Origin of the sequence: Ruminococcus sp. zg-924 (assembly GCF_024433635.1) — a bacterium.
In the GTDB taxonomy this organism is placed as follows: domain Bacteria; phylum Bacillota; class Clostridia; order Oscillospirales; family Acutalibacteraceae; genus UBA7067.
This window is the reverse complement of record NZ_WNJZ01000006.1, coordinates 12,495-28,122: the sequence shown is the minus strand read 5'-3', so window position 1 is coordinate 28,122 and position 15,628 is coordinate 12,495. Positions and strand designations below refer to the sequence as shown.

Here is a 15,628-nt window from a genome sequence, read left to right as displayed (position 1 = left end):
CTCAGTTTGAGCCGCCCAAAATCAGTTCATTTTCACGCTGACGATGAAACCGTCAACATTATTTCCGCTTATCTCGTACTGCTTGCCATTCGGCACAGGAACATTGGTTGCCGTACTGCCTGCCGGCACATAATAAATACACCAGCGGTTCATTTCGCAGTCCTGATACTCCAAAGGTTTCTGTACGCTGTAACCCTTGATTAGAGAAATATATTCCTCAAGGCACAGATTGTTCTCTTTTATATAACAAGCATGAGCTATACCTACATAGCGAATATGCCATGGTTCATGATATATTCCGGTAAGCTCTGTCTTTTCCTGCGGATAGCGGATGATAAAGCCGTACTTTTCGCAATTATCCTTAATCCACGCATACTTACCCTTGCCGTCAAATTCTGTTATGCCGCCGTTTTTGGCCATAAGCGTTAAGTCAAACGCATAGCCGGACTGATGTTCGCTGTGTCCCGGCTTTGTAACCCACTTAGAGCCTTCCGCCTCGCCCTTCTCTTCAATTTCCTCCTTATACAGCTGATCCTGCAAAGCCATGCTGCGATATGCGCAGGAAATCATAAGGTCATTTTCGCCCACCGCCTTTTTAAAGTCGGCAAACATAAGGTTCATCTGGTCAATTGTGGTTTTGTTAGCCTCAACAGCATAGTCCGTTACCTGATAGGTCTTGTTGTAATTCTCGCTGACATTTGCAAGGTCTATTCCGTCATGCCGACAGGCATATTCGTTGTTGATAAGCAACAAAAAGCCGTCGTTCACTTCGGAGTTATCAAGCTGCACAGTTTTGTAATCGTTGGGATATACGGGATTTTCAAGAATATTTGCAGCAATCGTAGCCTCCTCCTGCTCCTTTATACGAGTACCCATACCATTACTGAAAGCAAGCATCATAATTACTGCGCTGACATATATTACCGCAACCACAGCAATCAGAAATGCTCTGCTGCCGATTTTACCGATTTTGTCGCTGCTTTTGCGTTTTTCTCTTTGTTTTGGAATTTGCTCGGAGCTGCGGCGATGCTCAGACCGCCTTTGCCTTGGCTGACGCTCAACGCCGTCAATATCGCCCAAGCCAAAGTAATCTTCGTAGCCGTCCATTATGTTGCCTCGCTTTCATAAGAATAGTGGGAACTAAATTACTTATTCAGAATCTTTCTCTTCAAGAACAGATGTGCAGTGTGGGCAGCGTGATGCCTTTATGTCAATCTCGCTGCAACAAAACGGACAAATTTTTGTTGTAGGCGCCGCTTCCTCTTCTTCCTTTTTAGAAAGCTTCTTGCCAAGCTCTGTAATTTTGTTAATACCCTTAATGATAAGAAATATTACAAGAGCCATAATAAGGAAGTTGATAACTGCGGTGATAAAGGAACCGTACTTAATTTGTACTCCGTTTATGTCGAGCACAAAAGCCTTGAAATCAACGCCGCCGAACAAACCGAGTATCGGTGAGATAATATCATCTACAAGCGAGCTTATAATAGCCTGAAAAGCTGCGCCGATGATAACCGCAACGGCAAGATCAAGTACATTGCCCCTCATAATAAATGCCTTGAACTCGTTTAAAAATTTCTTCATACCCTGTCGCCTTTCCTTTCTTAAAGTATAATTTTGTTAAAGGCTTTTTTGCCTTTCTTTATTACAACAAAGCCATTCTCTTCAAGTGTAGACTTGGCAATGGTCTGGGTCGGGTCGGTTACCTTTACATCGTCAACGCTGACGCCGCCCTGAACAACCAGACGTCTTGCCTCGCTCTTTGAAGAAACAAGCTTTGCCTTAACCATAGCATCTAAAACAGCAATCTCACCGTTTACAAAGTCTTCATCGGAAAGCTTTGTTTCAGGCATATTCTCATTGCCTTTGCCGCCGAATATAGACCTTGCAGCACTCTGAGCCTTGTTAGCCTCGTCCTCTCCGTGAATAAGCTTTGTAACCTCGTATGCCAAAATCTCCTTAGCACGGTTCAATTCGCTGCCCTCAAGCTTTTCAAGCTCATAAATCTGCTCAAGCGGTAAAAATGTGAGCATCTTGAGGCACTTGATAACGTCGCCGTCATCAACATTTCTCCAATACTGATAGAAATCATACGGACTTGTCTTTTCCGGGTCGAGCCATACTGCGCCCTTTTCCGTTTTGCCCATCTTCTTACCCTCGGAATTGAGCAGAAGCTTTATTGTCATAGCATGGCTGTCCTTAGCAAGCTTTCTTCTGATAAGCTCTGTACCGCCGAGCATATTACTCCACTGGTCATCGCCGCCGAACTGCAAATTACAGCCGTATTTCTTAAACAGAGTGTAGAAATCGTAGCTCTGCATTATCATATAGTTAAACTCAAGGAAGCTTAAGCCTCTCTCCATTCTCTGCTTATAGCACTCTGCTGCCAGCATACGGTTTACACTGAAATGTGCGCCTACCTCACGCAAAAGCTCAACATAGTTTAAGTCGAGCAGCCAATCGGCGTTGTTTACCATAATAGCCTTGTCCTCGCCGAATTCGATAAAGCGGCTCATCTGCTTTTTAAAACATTCGCAGTTGTGCTCGATTGTTTCCTTTGTCATCATCTTTCTCATATCGGTTTTGCCCGACGGGTCGCCTATCATGGCTGTACCGCCGCCGATAAGAGCAATCGGCTTATTGCCTGCCATTTGTAGTCTTTTCATAAGGCAAAGCGCCATAAAGTGCCCCACGTGCAGGCTGTCTGCCGTTGGGTCAAAGCCTATGTAAAAAACAGCCTCGCCGTTATTAACAAGCCTTCTTATTTCTTCCTCGTTTGTTGTCTGAGCGATTAAGCCTCGCTCCTGAAGCTCTTCATAAACTCCCATTTCTAATCTCCCCCGTATATGGCAAGGTCGTTAGTCTGACGACCTTGCAGTGATATTTGCCTGTTGGGCAATTTAATTGCGGGCTATGCCCACGCCGTTTTCAGTGTTTTCTCTCACACTTAAAACATTACTGTATATAACAGAGGACGAAATATAAAAACCGTCCTCAAGATAAGAGGACGGATTTGGTCCGTGGTACCACCTCAATTTATCCGCACCTCACGGTACAGACCTTTACGGGTAACTTGCATTACCTCTTCCTGTAACGGGGAAAACCGTCCCGACCTACTCACCAAATGCGTTCAGCAGGGCAGCTCCAAGATGTATTTCAACCGAAAAACGCTCCCGTTTTCACCAAGCCACGGGTTCTCTGCGCCGTCTTTGCAGGTTTACTTCTTCTTTTCACAGCCTTTATAGCTTAAGTATAAATAAAACGCTTTGTTTTGTCAAGAATTCAAGCCAAAAAGAGCATAAAATGTGCTAATTAAAAATCATGGCGATATTCAACAGGCACTTCCTTCTTTTTCAAAAAACCGAACAATTTCCTCAATTCTAATAAAACATTCCTTATCATCAAGCCTTTCATCTTCCAAAACAGCCTTAATTTTCGTCAGTGTCTGATAGCATTTATCTTGCAAAATTCTGCCTGAATCAGCCGCTAAGCTTGGAAACAAAGCCGTACAATCTTCGTTTTTAAGCACATCAGTAAGTCCTGCGGAAATGCTTTAGGATTTTCACAAGACAACATAAATTATCTGACAACAGCTAAAAACAAGGTCGCAATAATGCTACTTTTTTAATGTAATTTTGCCCTCATCGTCAATCAAGATTATATCACCCTTTTTCACACAGCTTGGAAGCTCATTTTGTTCAATGGCAAAATATGATTTATCCTTATCGGCGCAGATTGCAAATTCTCTTTCAAAATTTTCTATCTTAAGGCTTTTCATAAGCTTTCTCCTTTAATAATCTGTTTTAACCTTTATTTCTTTTTCTGATATTTCAAACGATACTTTACCTGATTTATCGGTTCTTAGCACCCTTGCGCCTGACGCTTCAAGCCTTGATATTGTTTCAACCGACGGCAAGCCGTAGCTATTTATGCCCACCGACACAACAGCATATTCCGGCATTGCCCTTTGCAGGAATTCCTCTCCTGTATTTTTGCCGCTGCCGTGATGTGAAACCTTGAGTATGTCGCATTTCAAGTTATCACAGGAATTAACAATATCCTGCTCCGCTTTAGTACCGCAGTCAGCCATAAAAAGCATTGACCTCCCGAAGGCTTCAAGCCTTAGCACAAGGCTGTTGTCATTTTCTGCGGAATAAATTTCAGACGGTGATAAAACGGTTATACCGACATTGCCAACCTCTGTTTTATCGCCTGCACCCATATACTCAACTGCCACTCCGCTTTTAAGAGCCGCCGCTATTATCCCTGTGCCGGAATCATCACCATCAAAGGCATAGCTTGTAACAAGCCTGTCAACCTTTATCTCGTTTAAAATGTTCAGAAAATTATTGCAGTGGTCACTGTCAAAATGGGTTATCACCGCTAAATCTATTCTATCAATACCGTTTTGATGTATGTAGTGCAAGGCGCTGTCCTTTGAACTGCTCTCGCCTGCATCTATTAAAATATGCTTGCCTGCACTGCTTATTATACAACAGTCACCGCAGCCAACACTGAAAAACGAAGCGGTCAGCGAATTTTTTGAGTCAATATTATCCCTAAGCCCGACAAGCTGATAAACACCACTCCAGCCGTTAAGCGCAGTTATCATGATTGAAGCGGCAACGGCTATAACTATTATAAGCCTGACTGCATTCGGAATACGCTTATCTTTTCTGTCTGCCATTTCTTTTTCTGCCGTTTTGCTGCGGTCTGTGCTTGCCGTTTGCTCTTCCCTGCTGTTTTTTCATCTGCATCGCCCTGTATTTTCCGTTAGGCGGCACAAGGCAGGAAGGCGAGGTACCTATCAGATCCTCACGGCCTGCGGCTATCAGTGCATCAATAACCTTGTCCCTGTTTTTGGGGTTGAAGTATTGCAAAAGCGCCCTTTGCATAGCTTTTTCCTTCGGCGATTTCGGCACATAGACCTTTTCCATTGTTAGCGGATTTATCCCTGTATAAAACATACAGGTTGACACCGTACCCGGTGTGGGGTAGAAATCCTGCACCTGCTCAGGTCGGATTTTCTCCCTCTTCAAGAACAGCGCAAGCTCCACTGCGTCCTTAAGCGTAGATCCGGGATGCGAGGACATAAGATACGGCACCAGGTACTGCTCCTTGCCTACCTGCTTTGTTGTCTTGTAGAACTCACGGGCAAAGCGGATGTAGCTTTCGATATGCGGCTTTCCCATTTGGTCAAGAACAGCCGCCGAGCAATGCTCAGGTGCAACCTTAAGCTGACCGCTTACGTGATGCTCAACAAGCTCTGTGAAAAACTCTTTGTCCTTATCCTCCATAAGGTAGTCAAAGCGTATTCCAGAGCGGATAAACACCCTTTTTACGCCCTTAATTTTTCTCATTTCACGTAGAATATCAAGGTATTCACTGTGGTCAACCTGCAGACTTTTGCACGGTGTTGGAGCAAGGCACTTTCTGTTTTTGCAAAGTCCTGCCTTCTCCTGTATCTTACACGATGGTTGACGGAAGTTCGCCGTAGGGCCGCCAACATCGTGAATATACCCCTTGAATCTTGGATTCTCAGAGAGCATTTTTGCCTCCTTAAGAACTGATTCCTTGCTTCTTACAGTTATAGCTCTGCCCTGATGAAAGGCTATTGAACAAAAATTGCAGGCACCAAAACAGCCCCTGTTGTGGGTTATGGAAAACTCAACCTCAGCTATGCCCGGAACGCCGCCGTCCTTTTCGTACATAGGGTGGTAATATCTTTCATACGGCAGTGAGTAGACGAAATCAAGCTCATCAGTTGTCAGCGGCGGCATAGGCTTGTTCTGCACCAATATTCTGTCGCCGTGACGTTGTATTATTACCTTGCCCCTTACTGCGTCCTGCTGTTCCATCTGCCGTTTTGTCGCAAGAGCGTATTCCTCCTTTGACAGGCACACCTGCTCGTATGACGGGCACTCGGTAACGCTCATAGGCTTATAGTCTTTTGTAGGAACAGAGTAGCAAATTCCCCTTATTGAATAAAGCTCCTCTTTCATACAGCCGTCACGCAGCTTGTCTGCAATTTCAACCGTCTGGTTTTCGCCCATACCAAAGCTTAAAATATCGGCTCCGCTGTCTATTAAAATTGAGGGTCTGACCTTATCGTCCCAATAATCATAGTGTGCAAAACGGCGAAGACTCGCTTCAAGGCCGCCTATCATAACAAAGCTGTCGGGATAAAGCCTTTTTACGGCTTTTGTGTATACAATTACCGCCCTGTCCGGTCTTAAACCTGCCCTGCCGCCAGGTGAATATGCGTCATCGCTTCTCTTTCTTTTAGCGGCTGTATAGTGCGCCACCATACTGTCTATATTTCCTGAGGTTACCAAAAAGCCGAGCTTCGGCTTTCCAAAACGCATATAGTCCTCGTCGCACTGCGGCTGTGACAATATAGCCACTTTATAGCCGTGCGCTTCAAGCACCCTTGAAATTATCGACACGCCAAAGCTTGGGTGGTCAACATATGCGTCCCCCGATATGTATACAAAGTCCGGCTGACCCCAGCCGAGCCTGTCCATTTCTTCTCTTGTCACAGGCAAAAACGCCATATCAATTCCCCTATCTGACAGTAGTATTCGGCTCAGCCATAAGACGCTTTACCTCATCCTGAGAAAGCTCACGCCACTTGCCCGGCTGAAGCATACCAAGCTTAACCTGTCCTATCGCTATTCTTTTAAGTCTTGCAACCTCCATACCGAGCTGCTCGCACATTTTTCTTATCTGGCGGTTTCTGCCCTCACGCAATACAATCTCTAAAACGCATCTGCCCTCCTGCCTTGTCACAACTCTTACCTCGGCAGGCGCAGTTTTACGCCCGTCAATCATCATACCAACGCACATTTGCGTCAGCTGCTCCTCTGTAATGCCCGGACGAATTGTAACACGGTAAACCTTATAAACGTGCTTTGCAGGATGCATAACCTTGTTTGCAAAGTCGCCGTCATTAGTCATAAGCAGCAATCCCTCGCTGTCACGGTCGAGTCTGCCCACCGGATAAACTCTGCCGGGAATATCACGCACAAGCTCAGCCACGCATTTTCTGCCCATTTCATCACTCATTGTTGTGACATATCCTCTCGGCTTGTGAAGCATAATGTAGTAGTGCTTCGGCTTTGCCCTTGCTGTTATCTTCTGTCCGTTGACAAGAACCTTGTCGTTATACGGGTCAACCTTATCTCCTATTTTTGCGATTCTGCCGTTTACCTTAACGGCTCCTGCCGCAATCAGCTCCTCCGACTTTCTTCTTGAAGCCACGCCGCAGTCTGCAAGCAGCTTTTGAAGTCTTATTCTTTCATATTTTGCCATAATTCATCCTTTTCCTTAATCCCGAATTCCAAATATCTTTTTTATTCCATCGCCAATAAGCTCAAGAATCCCCTTTTTCTCTTCATAGGCGGCACAGTTATCCTCCGCCACCAAAGCATTTTCTGCTATTATCTTGCCGTTTAATTTATACACAATCCTGCCCACAACGTTACCGCTGTTCACCGGAGCATACAAGAAATGCGGCAGTTGCACCTCTCGTTTTATTTTATCCTTATCCGCACAGCTTACTACGCAGTCAGCAGAGGAATACGCACCAACGCTTATCTTCTCGCAAACACCGCCGACAACTGCCACGCTTTTATGGTATGCCGTATCATCATAGTGCATAGCTTCAAGCTGTGAAAAGCCGTAGTCATACATTTTAATATGGTCGTTCCAATCGTCGCCCGCATTGAGGGTAACAGCTACAAGATGTTTGCCGTCACGCTCGGCGGCTGTAACAAGACACCGCCCTGCCTTTTTGGTAAAGCCTGTTTTGCCTCCTGTGCAGTATTCATACAACGACAAAAGCCTGTTGTGCGACGTATATGTAACGCACAAATCCTCAGGAGATATAAAATCAACCTTAACACTTTTATGCCCTACAAGCTCGGCAAAGGTCTTATTGCTCATAGCGTGTTCCATTAAATGCGCCATATCGCAGGCTGTTGAATAATGGTTTTCATCGTCAAGACCGGACGGCGTTACAAAGCTTGTATTATCAAGCCCCAATGCCTTTGCACGTTTGTTCATCAACTCGGCAAATTTCTCATAGCTTCCGCTTACCCCAATAGCCGCCGCATTTGCCGAATCATTGCCCGACACTGTCATCATACCTGCGGCAAGGTCGGAAAGAGCGAGCTTATAACCAAGCTTCAACCCCATAGACGAGCCTTCGGCTATCATTTCCTTTGTAAATACCACCTCTTTGTCATTCTTTTGCGCCGCCTCAAGAGCCAGCAGAGAGGTCATAATTTTTGTGGTGCTTGCCATAGGAAGCCTTTCTTCGCCGTTTTTGATAAACAGAAACTCTCCCGTATCAATGCAAAGCAGAGCCGCCGCCTGTGCAGAAACCGAAATTTCATCCTCGGCGGCAACGCTTGGCGAAATGGCAAATATCATAGAAAAAGAGATAATTAATGCTGTTATGCGTTTTTTCAAGGCAGTTACTCCTTACTTTTGTATACAGCAATAATTATGCTCTTTTTATTCTGTTTATTCGGCTATTTCTTTGTCCTCGGTTTTCTTTTTGTCCTTTTTGAAAATGCCTGATATTGTATCAATAACCTGCGGAACAGTTTCTGCAATCTTATCGGCAGTGTTGCTGTCATTGTCAATTCTCAAAATTTTAGCGTCGCCCTGATTAACAACAATAAACGCTATCGGAGTTATAGAAACTCCTGCGCCGCTGCCGCCGCCGAAAACCTGCTTATTAATAGCATTTTTTGACGGAATATCACTGCCGCCGGAAGCAAAACCGTAGCTCACCTTAGATACGGGAACTATTGTTGTGCCGTCGGGCGTTGTTATTGGTGTACCAATTATTGTGTTTACGTCAATCAACTGCTTGATTTTGTCCAGTGTTGTGTCCATAAGACCCTGAATAGGATGATTTTGCTGTTCGCTCATTTAAAGCACCGCCTTTTTATTTTTAGTTATATATAAAATTATAATAGGTTTTTCTTGGAAAGTGCAGGTAAAAAGCATTGGCTTTCCATTATAGTATTTCCATTTTTTTCAGCTTCATAAGCTCTTTTACAAATCCGAACAGAGTTTTCAAGGCTGAGTCTGCTATCCACCACAGTTTTATTTTTACCTTAACGCTGCAATTTACCGTTGTATTCTTGCTGTCATAGTCGGGAAAAATCTGCACGCAGGCGCTTTTGTATTTTTTTATGTTACTCAAAACAACCGAAACAGCCGGATAAAGTGCAGCTGAAATATAGCCGTAGTTAATCGCCGTTTGCGCCGCATTCTCGCCGCCGTTTCTGATTTCAATATTAAGCCTTGAAATTACAATGTGTCGGACAATTCCCATTGCGCCGCTGCCGATTATTTTTGCACATTCTGCAACTATCTCCAAAAATCCGCCTACACCGGTCTTTTTCAAAACTTCTTTGAGCTTCTTTACGGTTTCATTTTGCTTTTCAGGCTCGGTCTTTTCCTTCGCCTTTTTATCAGCCTTTTTCTCCTTTTGCTTTTTAGGTTTTTTCGGCTTTTCAGGTAAAAGGCGGATTTTAACAAACAGATAACGAATACTTAGGCGAAGCTCGTCCGTAAAATCGGCATATAATACAACGGGCATAAACAGGAGGAATAAAAAAAACAGGATTATTGCCGATATAACAATAAGCGCAGTCATTTTACACCCTCCTAACAGAATTTATTCGCTCGTGCTGTTTTCGCAATCGCCGTTTTCTTTGTCGTCATCTTCGGCGTTTTCGGCGTTTTCGTCCTTATTATCCGATTGTTGCTTTGGCAGTTCAGGCAACTCATCAAGGCTTGAAATCTGGAAGCACTTCAAGAAGTTCTCTGTTGTGCCGTAAAGCAGCGGACGTCCGGGCAGCTCAAGCCTGCCCTTTTCCTCAATAAGATTCTTTGTTGTCAAACTTCCTATAACTCCTGAGCAGTCAACGCCTCTGACCTGCTCCACAAATGCCTTTGTTACAGGCTGATTATATGCCACAACAGCAAGCACCTCAAGAGCCGCCTGCGACAAAGGGGAATTCTTTTTAATATCCATAACCCGTCTTATCGCTTCGCCGTGCTGTTTTTTATTGCACATAAGGTAGCTGTCGTTAAGCTTTATCACAGCGATTCCGTGGTTATCGTTTTCATAATCCTTTACCAAGGCTTCAAGCTGAGGCTCCACCTGTTTTTCATCAAGCTCCAGCGCCTGTGCAATTCTTTTTGCGTTAACGCTTTCACCGCAGGCAAAAAGCACCGCCTCGCAAGCCGCCTTAATTTCCTTGTCCGTCAAGGGCCAAATCCTCCTTTACAATTACAACCGTTGCATTATCGTCATCGCCGTTTACCCTGACACGCTTGCCTTTGATAAGCTCCAAAAGAGCAAGAAAGGTTGCAACAAGCTCTGACTTTTCGCTGCCGTTTGGGAAAAGGCTGTAATACTTTACCTCTTGTCCTCCCCGCAGCTTGCGCAGTACATAGACTATTCTTGAATTAACCGACACAACTTTTCTTTTTACAATACCCGAAAAAGCGTCAACAGGAGGCGGCAACCGCCGCTTTCCTCTGCCTGCCGCCGACACAAAAGCATCGGCTATATCCTGTGTTTTGTGCAGTCTTGTGTAGGTCATATCGTATTCAATTTTCGCCGGCTGCCTTGCGTATATATCAAAGCAGGACATTGCACCCAAAAGCTTTGCTGTTTTGCGGCACTCCTGATAATCAAGAAGCTGTCCCTCAAGCTCTTTTTTAAGCTCCTCGGCTTCCTCGTGCTTCGGCAACAGCATAACCGACTTGATGTACACAAGCCTTGACGCCATTTCAAGGAATTCGCTTGCTATGTCCATCTGATTTTCCTGCATGGCGTTTATCTGTATCATATACTGCTCTAAAAGCTCAGATATTTGTATGTCATATATATCAAGCTTGTGCTTTGCAATCAGGCTCAGCATTAAATCAAGCGGGCCTTCAAATGCCTCAAGCTTGTATTGAAGCTTCGTACTCTGCTGCATATTCTCTCCTTATGCAAACGGCAAAAACGGCAGATTTGCAAGCCACATAACACCGCTTGCCAACGTTCTTTGAAATACAGCAAGCGGGCCTGTTAAAAATCCGGCGAAAATAAGAACATATATTCCGATGATAAAAAACTGCTCATAGCGATAAATCACGTTTGTAATTCTTGCCGGCAGGCACACAAAAAGCACCTTTGAACCGTCAAGCGGAGGAATCGGAATGAGGTTGAACGCCGCTAAGGCGATATTGATTGAAATATAGTTGTCTAAAAACAGCACCACATAGTACACAAATCCCGATCCTGAGAGAAGCGACTCATAATACATGCGAGGGTTAACAAATATAATAAGGTTAAAAATCAGCGCACCAACAAAAGCCGCCACAAGGTTTGAAAACGGGCCTGCCGCCGCAGTTATAGCCATACCGATTTTGGGGTGTTTAAAATTGTTCGGGTTAACCGGAACAGGCTTTGCCCAGCCAAAGCCGATAAGTAAAATACACGCCGCACCGAGAGGGTCGATATGTGACATTGGGTTTAAAGACAATCTTCCGCTGTATTTTGCTGTTCTGTCACCCAATAGGTTAGCCGTAAAACCGTGCGCCCATTCATGAAAAGGCAATACCAAAAAAATAATCACAAGACAAGCAAGTATTCCGGCGACTGCACTCTCAAACGAAAGCCGCCCTTGTATAGCTTCAAGCAGCATATTCATACCTCCGTGAGGGTATATTACCCTAATTTATAAATTCATATTAGCATTATACATTATCGCCTGCAAAATTACAAGGATAACAAAGCGTTGAAACGAGAGAAATGTTATAAACCACGCACAAATAAAAAAACGCCCTCCATCAGGAAGGCGCACAATTCAGCAATTATTGGTTCTCATTATCAATGCTGATAGCCGCATTGAGCATTATAGCACACTCAATTCTCTTGCGGTGCAGCTCACATCCAAGCTTGTATATACCTGTAACACTGCCCGTTGAATGGTAAGCATTCGCCGCACAACCGCCGCTGCAAAACAGCCTTGCAAAGCAATCGTTACATTCCTCTCTTGCATAGACGTTGCACCTTTTAAACTCATTGCATACGTCAAGGTTAGTCACGCCGTCATCTACATTGCCCATAAGATATTTCGGGTCGCCCACAAACTGGTGACAGGGATAAAAGTCGCCCCACGGAGTTACAGCCATATATTCAGTACCCACTCCGCAGCCTGCAACTCTTTTGTAAATGCACGGACCGCCTGTCAAATCTATCATATAGTGGAAGAAGTTAAAGCCGTTTCCGCCTCTGTGACGCTTGAGCATTTCAACCGCCAGCTTTTCGTACTGTTCGCACAGAACAGGCAAATCCTCCTCCTTCAGCGCATAATCAGCGTCCATAGAAGCGACAACCGGCTCCATTGCAAGCTGCTTGAAGCCCAAATCGGCAAGGTGAAGAATATCGTTTGAAAAGTCTGTGTTGTAGTGTGTGTAGGTTCCTCTTATGTAGTAGTCCTTCTGCCCTCTTTTTTCAGCCATTTCAAGGAATTTCGGCAGTATAAGGTCATAGCTACCCTTACCATTTCGGCTGACCCTCATTCTGTCGTTAGTTTCCTTCCTGCCGTCAATGCTCAAAACAACATTGTGCATCTCACGGTTGGCAAAGTCCATTATCTCTTCATCAAGAAGCACACCGTTTGTTGTAAGCGTAAATCGGAAATTCTTGCCGCACTCCTTTTCTCTGCCTCTTGCATACTCAACAAGCTGCTTTACAACCTCAAAATTCATAAGCGGTTCGCCGCCGAAGAAATCAACCTCAAGGTTCTTTCTTGTTCCCGAATGTTCAATGAGGTAGTCAAGAGCCTTCTTGCCGACCTCAAAGCTCATAAGCGAACGATCGCCGCAGTATTCGCCCTCACCTGCAAAGCAGTATTTGCACGCAAGGTTGCAGTCATGCGCAATGTGCAGGCACAAAGCCTTTAAAACGGTCGGGCGGTTTTGAAGCTCCTGCGCCAACGGCAAATACTTGTCCTCGCTGAAGAGCTTGCCCTGCTCCTTAAGCGACTTTATATCATCAAGAACCTCGTAAACCTCATCTGCTGTTATGTTATCGTACTTTTCGGTTATCTGCGCCGCTATTTCATCAGCGTTTTTCTTGCCGTAAAGTGCAATTATATCGTAAGCCGCCTCGTCCACAAGGTGAACACTGCCGCTGTTTACATCTAAAACTATGTTATATCCGTTGAGCTTATATTGATGAATCATACCGTTATCCTTTCTCTCCGTTAAGAAAACCCATTGCAGAAAAAATCGCCGCACAGCCATTGCCATACAGCGATTATTAATTCTAAAAAGCAATTATTTCTTGCTCTTTTCGCACTGCTGGTTTGCAATGCCGCATGATGTTTTGCAAGCTGACTGGCATGATGTCTGGCACTCGCCGCAGCCGCCCTTCTTTGCAGATTCTGCAAGATCTCTTGTCTGAACTGTCTGAATTCTTTTCACTGTGAATTCACCTCTTTCGGGTTAGGTTGTTCCAAAATTATTTTATCCTATTTTTACGCTTATGTCAATATCTGCATAATGCGATTATAGCGATTATCTTATTTTGCAGCCGCACGGAATACTGTCATCAACAAAGATAACCTTAACGCCGCCGTCACCGTCATCTGACGCCAGAATCATTCCGCAGCTTTCAACACCGCACAACACAGCCGGCTTTAAGTTAGCAACAAGGATAATCTTCTTGCCCTTTAATTCGTCAGGCGTGTAGAACTTTGCAATGCCGGAGGCTACAATTCTCTCGCCCTCACCGTCGTCAAGCGTAAGCTTTAATAGCTTTTTCGCCTTTTTAACAGGCTCACAGTCAACAATCTTGGCTACTCTTAGCTCAACCTTTGCAAAATCATCAATACCAATTTGTGCAAGGCCCTCAATTTTAACCTTTTTCTCTTCCTTTTGTTCCTTTGCACTCTCACTGTTCTTGATAATGCTGTTAAGCTCCTCAATTTCCTTGTCAACATCAATTCTTGGGAACAGAGCCTCGCCCTTCTTAACGGTTACATCAAGTGGCAGAACGCCGAATTTGTCGGCATTTTCATAGCTTGCACATTTCTCACAGCCGCCTATTTGCTCAATAGCCTTCGGCATAGTTGTCGGCATAAATGCAGAAAGCAGAGTTGCAACAATTCGTATTGTGTCCAGCAGATTATAGAGAACGGTTGCAAGCCTTGCTTTTTTACTTTCGTCCTTTGCAATAACCCAAGGCATTGTTTCGTCTATATACTTATTGGCACGTGACACAACCTTGAAAATCTCAGCAAGAGCGTTGTTGAGCTGGGTCTTGTCCATATAATCGTCAACTGAGGCACTAAGCGCTGTTGCGCACTCAATCAGCTCATCATCAAAGTCACCGCTTTCACGCTCGGTCGGCAGTGTGCCGCCGAAGTATTTTTCAACCATAGCAACGGTTCTTGAAACAAGGTTACCAAGTCCGTTTGCAAGGTCGGAGTTAATTCGGTTAATCATAATCTCATTTGAAAACGAGCTGTCTGCGCCGAGAGCCATCTCACGCAGTATATGATAGCGGATAGCGTCTGCTCCGTAGCGCTCACCCAAAATAAGCGGGTCAACAACGTTGCCGAGCGACTTTGACATTTTTTGTCCGTTAAAGGTAATCCAGCCGTGAACTGCAAGGTGCTTTGGCAACGGAAGGTCGAGCGCCATAAGCATTGCGGGCCATATAATAGCGTGGAATCGCATAATATCCTTAGCAACCATATGAACATTTGCAGGCCAGAATTTTTCAAAGTCGTTATATTTATCGTTATAAAAGCCGAGAGCAGATATATAGTTTGAAAGAGCGTCAATCCAGACATAAACAACATGCTTTTCGTCAAAGGTAACGGGAATTCCCCATTTGAACGATGTTCTCGACACGCACAAATCCTCAAGCCCGGGCTTGATAAAGTTATTTACAAGCTCCACTGCTCTTGTTTTCGGCTGGAGATAGTCGGTTTCGGTAAGGAGCTTTTCAACTCTGTCGGCAAACGGCGACATCCTTAAGAAGTATGCCTCCTCCTTAGCCTCGACAACCTCTCTGCCGCACTCAGGGCATTTGCCGTCAACAAGCTGGCTGTCCGTCCAGAAGCTTTCGCACGGTGTACAGTACTTGCCCTTGTACTCGCCCTTGTAAATATAGCCCTTGTCATAAAGCTCCTTGAAGATTTTCTGCACTGTTTCAACGTGATAATCGTCCGTTGTGCGTATATATCTGTCATAGCTTATATTCATAAACTGCCAAAGGTTCTTAAAAATCTCAACTATTTCATCAACATACTGTTTTGGGGTAATTCCCTTTTCGGCAGCCTTCTGCTCTATTTTAAGACCGTGTTCATCTGTTCCTGTAAGAAACATTACGTCATATCCCTGCATTCGTCTGTAACGGGCAATACTGTCGCAGGCAACAGTGGTGTAGCAATGCCCGATATGCGGATTGCCGGACGGATAATAGATTGGTGTTGTAATGTAAAACGGTTCTTTCTTACACATAGAGTGATTCCTCCTTAACTTCAGCAAATGAGCTGTATATTTAATTATAGCAATTTATGTAAAAAAGTGCAACAGC

At 44.5% G+C, this 15,628-nt stretch carries 17 protein-coding genes and 1 other annotated feature; all 17 genes read right to left on the bottom strand.

The window, feature by feature from the left end; all coding sequences use genetic code 11:
• Nucleotides 1-21: 21 nt before the first annotated feature.
• The gene (locus GMA13_RS04020; RefSeq protein ID WP_255884249.1) at nt 22-1,107 is read right to left on the bottom strand and encodes a D-alanyl-D-alanine carboxypeptidase family protein; all 1,086 of its coding nucleotides are present in this window, start codon (nt 1,105-1,107) and stop codon (nt 22-24) included.
• A gap of 42 nt (nt 1,108-1,149) precedes the next feature.
• Nucleotides 1,150-1,584: a large conductance mechanosensitive channel protein MscL gene (gene mscL, locus GMA13_RS04015; RefSeq protein WP_255884247.1), complete on the bottom strand. Its 435-nt coding sequence runs from the start codon at nt 1,582-1,584 to the stop codon at nt 1,150-1,152.
• A 20-nt stretch (nt 1,585-1,604) separates the two neighbouring features.
• The gene (gene tyrS, locus GMA13_RS04010; RefSeq protein ID WP_255884245.1) at nt 1,605-2,828 is read right to left on the bottom strand and encodes a tyrosine--tRNA ligase; all 1,224 of its coding nucleotides are present in this window, start codon (nt 2,826-2,828) and stop codon (nt 1,605-1,607) included.
• Nucleotides 2,829-3,000: 172 nt separating this feature from the next.
• Nucleotides 3,001-3,243, bottom strand: a binding site (T-box leader).
• An 88-nt stretch (nt 3,244-3,331) separates the two neighbouring features.
• The gene (locus GMA13_RS04005; RefSeq protein ID WP_255884243.1) at nt 3,332-3,529 is read right to left on the bottom strand and encodes a hypothetical protein; all 198 of its coding nucleotides are present in this window, start codon (nt 3,527-3,529) and stop codon (nt 3,332-3,334) included.
• Between the two features lie 87 nt (nt 3,530-3,616).
• Complete coding sequence (locus GMA13_RS04000; protein ID WP_255884242.1) at nt 3,617-3,778, bottom strand: DUF3006 domain-containing protein; 162 nt, start codon at nt 3,776-3,778, stop codon at nt 3,617-3,619.
• Between the two features lie 12 nt (nt 3,779-3,790).
• The gene (locus GMA13_RS03995; RefSeq protein WP_255884241.1) at nt 3,791-4,687 is read right to left on the bottom strand and encodes a ComEC/Rec2 family competence protein; all 897 of its coding nucleotides are present in this window, start codon (nt 4,685-4,687) and stop codon (nt 3,791-3,793) included.
• Nucleotides 4,668-6,554, bottom strand: a complete 1,887-nt coding sequence (locus tag GMA13_RS03990; RefSeq protein WP_255884240.1) for a YgiQ family radical SAM protein — start codon at nt 6,552-6,554, stop codon at nt 4,668-4,670. Before GMA13_RS03990 ends, GMA13_RS03995 begins: the two co-directional genes overlap by 20 nt.
• A gap of 10 nt (nt 6,555-6,564) precedes the next feature.
• On the bottom strand, nt 6,565-7,311 hold the full coding sequence (locus GMA13_RS03985) for a pseudouridine synthase (RefSeq protein ID WP_255884239.1): 747 nt from the start codon (nt 7,309-7,311) through the stop codon (nt 6,565-6,567).
• Nucleotides 7,312-7,326: 15 nt separating this feature from the next.
• Nucleotides 7,327-8,472: a D-alanyl-D-alanine carboxypeptidase family protein gene (locus GMA13_RS03980; protein WP_255884238.1), complete on the bottom strand. Its 1,146-nt coding sequence runs from the start codon at nt 8,470-8,472 to the stop codon at nt 7,327-7,329.
• A 54-nt stretch (nt 8,473-8,526) separates the two neighbouring features.
• On the bottom strand, nt 8,527-8,940 hold the full coding sequence (ytfJ, locus tag GMA13_RS03975; RefSeq protein WP_255884237.1) for a GerW family sporulation protein: 414 nt from the start codon (nt 8,938-8,940) through the stop codon (nt 8,527-8,529).
• 88 nt (nt 8,941-9,028) lie between these two features.
• A complete protein-coding gene (locus tag GMA13_RS03970; protein ID WP_255884235.1) occupies nt 9,029-9,673 on the bottom strand; it encodes a DUF2953 domain-containing protein in 645 nt (214 codons plus the stop codon).
• A gap of 21 nt (nt 9,674-9,694) precedes the next feature.
• Nucleotides 9,695-10,291, bottom strand: coding sequence for an SMC-Scp complex subunit ScpB (gene scpB, locus GMA13_RS03965; RefSeq protein ID WP_255884233.1), 597 nt, complete (start codon nt 10,289-10,291; stop codon nt 9,695-9,697).
• Complete coding sequence (locus GMA13_RS03960; protein WP_255884232.1) at nt 10,272-11,009, bottom strand: ScpA family protein; 738 nt, start codon at nt 11,007-11,009, stop codon at nt 10,272-10,274. Before GMA13_RS03960 ends, scpB begins: the two co-directional genes overlap by 20 nt.
• A 9-nt stretch (nt 11,010-11,018) precedes the next feature.
• Entirely contained in the window at nt 11,019-11,720 is a 702-nt protein-coding gene (locus tag GMA13_RS03955) for a site-2 protease family protein (RefSeq protein ID WP_255884231.1), read from the bottom strand.
• Between the two features lie 169 nt (nt 11,721-11,889).
• A complete protein-coding gene (scfB, locus tag GMA13_RS03950) occupies nt 11,890-13,266 on the bottom strand; it encodes a thioether cross-link-forming SCIFF peptide maturase (RefSeq protein WP_255884269.1) in 1,377 nt (458 codons plus the stop codon).
• Nucleotides 13,267-13,359: 93 nt separating this feature from the next.
• Entirely contained in the window at nt 13,360-13,506 is a 147-nt protein-coding gene (gene scfA, locus GMA13_RS03945; RefSeq protein WP_255884229.1) for a six-cysteine ranthipeptide SCIFF, read from the bottom strand.
• Nucleotides 13,507-13,599: 93 nt separating this feature from the next.
• Nucleotides 13,600-15,552 (bottom strand): methionine--tRNA ligase, encoded by a 1,953-nt coding sequence (gene metG / locus GMA13_RS03940; protein ID WP_255884228.1) that lies wholly within the window; start codon nt 15,550-15,552, stop codon nt 13,600-13,602.
• Nucleotides 15,553-15,628 lie beyond the last annotated feature (76 nt).

Excerpts from the sequence above, each read along its gene's own strand:
- GMA13_RS03955 (WP_255884231.1), bottom strand. The coding sequence starts at position 11,720 with ATGCTGCTTGAAGCTATACAAGGGCGGCTTTCGTTTGAGAGTGCAGTC.
- scfB (WP_255884269.1), bottom strand. The coding sequence starts at position 13,266 with ATGATTCATCAATATAAGCTCAACGGATATAACATAGTTTTAGATGTA.
- GMA13_RS04000 (WP_255884242.1), bottom strand. The coding sequence starts at position 3,778 with ATGAAAAGCCTTAAGATAGAAAATTTTGAAAGAGAATTTGCAATCTGC.
- GMA13_RS03960 (WP_255884232.1), bottom strand. The coding sequence starts at position 11,009 with ATGCAGCAGAGTACGAAGCTTCAATACAAGCTTGAGGCATTTGAAGGC.
- GMA13_RS03995 (WP_255884241.1), bottom strand. The coding sequence starts at position 4,687 with ATGGCAGACAGAAAAGATAAGCGTATTCCGAATGCAGTCAGGCTTATA.
- tyrS (WP_255884245.1), bottom strand. The coding sequence starts at position 2,828 with ATGGGAGTTTATGAAGAGCTTCAGGAGCGAGGCTTAATCGCTCAGACA.
- ytfJ (WP_255884237.1), bottom strand. The coding sequence starts at position 8,940 with ATGAGCGAACAGCAAAATCATCCTATTCAGGGTCTTATGGACACAACA.
- mscL (WP_255884247.1), bottom strand. The coding sequence starts at position 1,584 with ATGAAGAAATTTTTAAACGAGTTCAAGGCATTTATTATGAGGGGCAAT.
- GMA13_RS04020 (WP_255884249.1), bottom strand. The coding sequence starts at position 1,107 with ATGGACGGCTACGAAGATTACTTTGGCTTGGGCGATATTGACGGCGTT.
- GMA13_RS03970 (WP_255884235.1), bottom strand. The coding sequence starts at position 9,673 with ATGACTGCGCTTATTGTTATATCGGCAATAATCCTGTTTTTTTTATTC.
- metG (WP_255884228.1), bottom strand. The coding sequence starts at position 15,552 with ATGTGTAAGAAAGAACCGTTTTACATTACAACACCAATCTATTATCCG.
- GMA13_RS03985 (WP_255884239.1), bottom strand. The coding sequence starts at position 7,311 with ATGGCAAAATATGAAAGAATAAGACTTCAAAAGCTGCTTGCAGACTGC.
- GMA13_RS03990 (WP_255884240.1), bottom strand. The coding sequence starts at position 6,554 with ATGGCGTTTTTGCCTGTGACAAGAGAAGAAATGGACAGGCTCGGCTGG.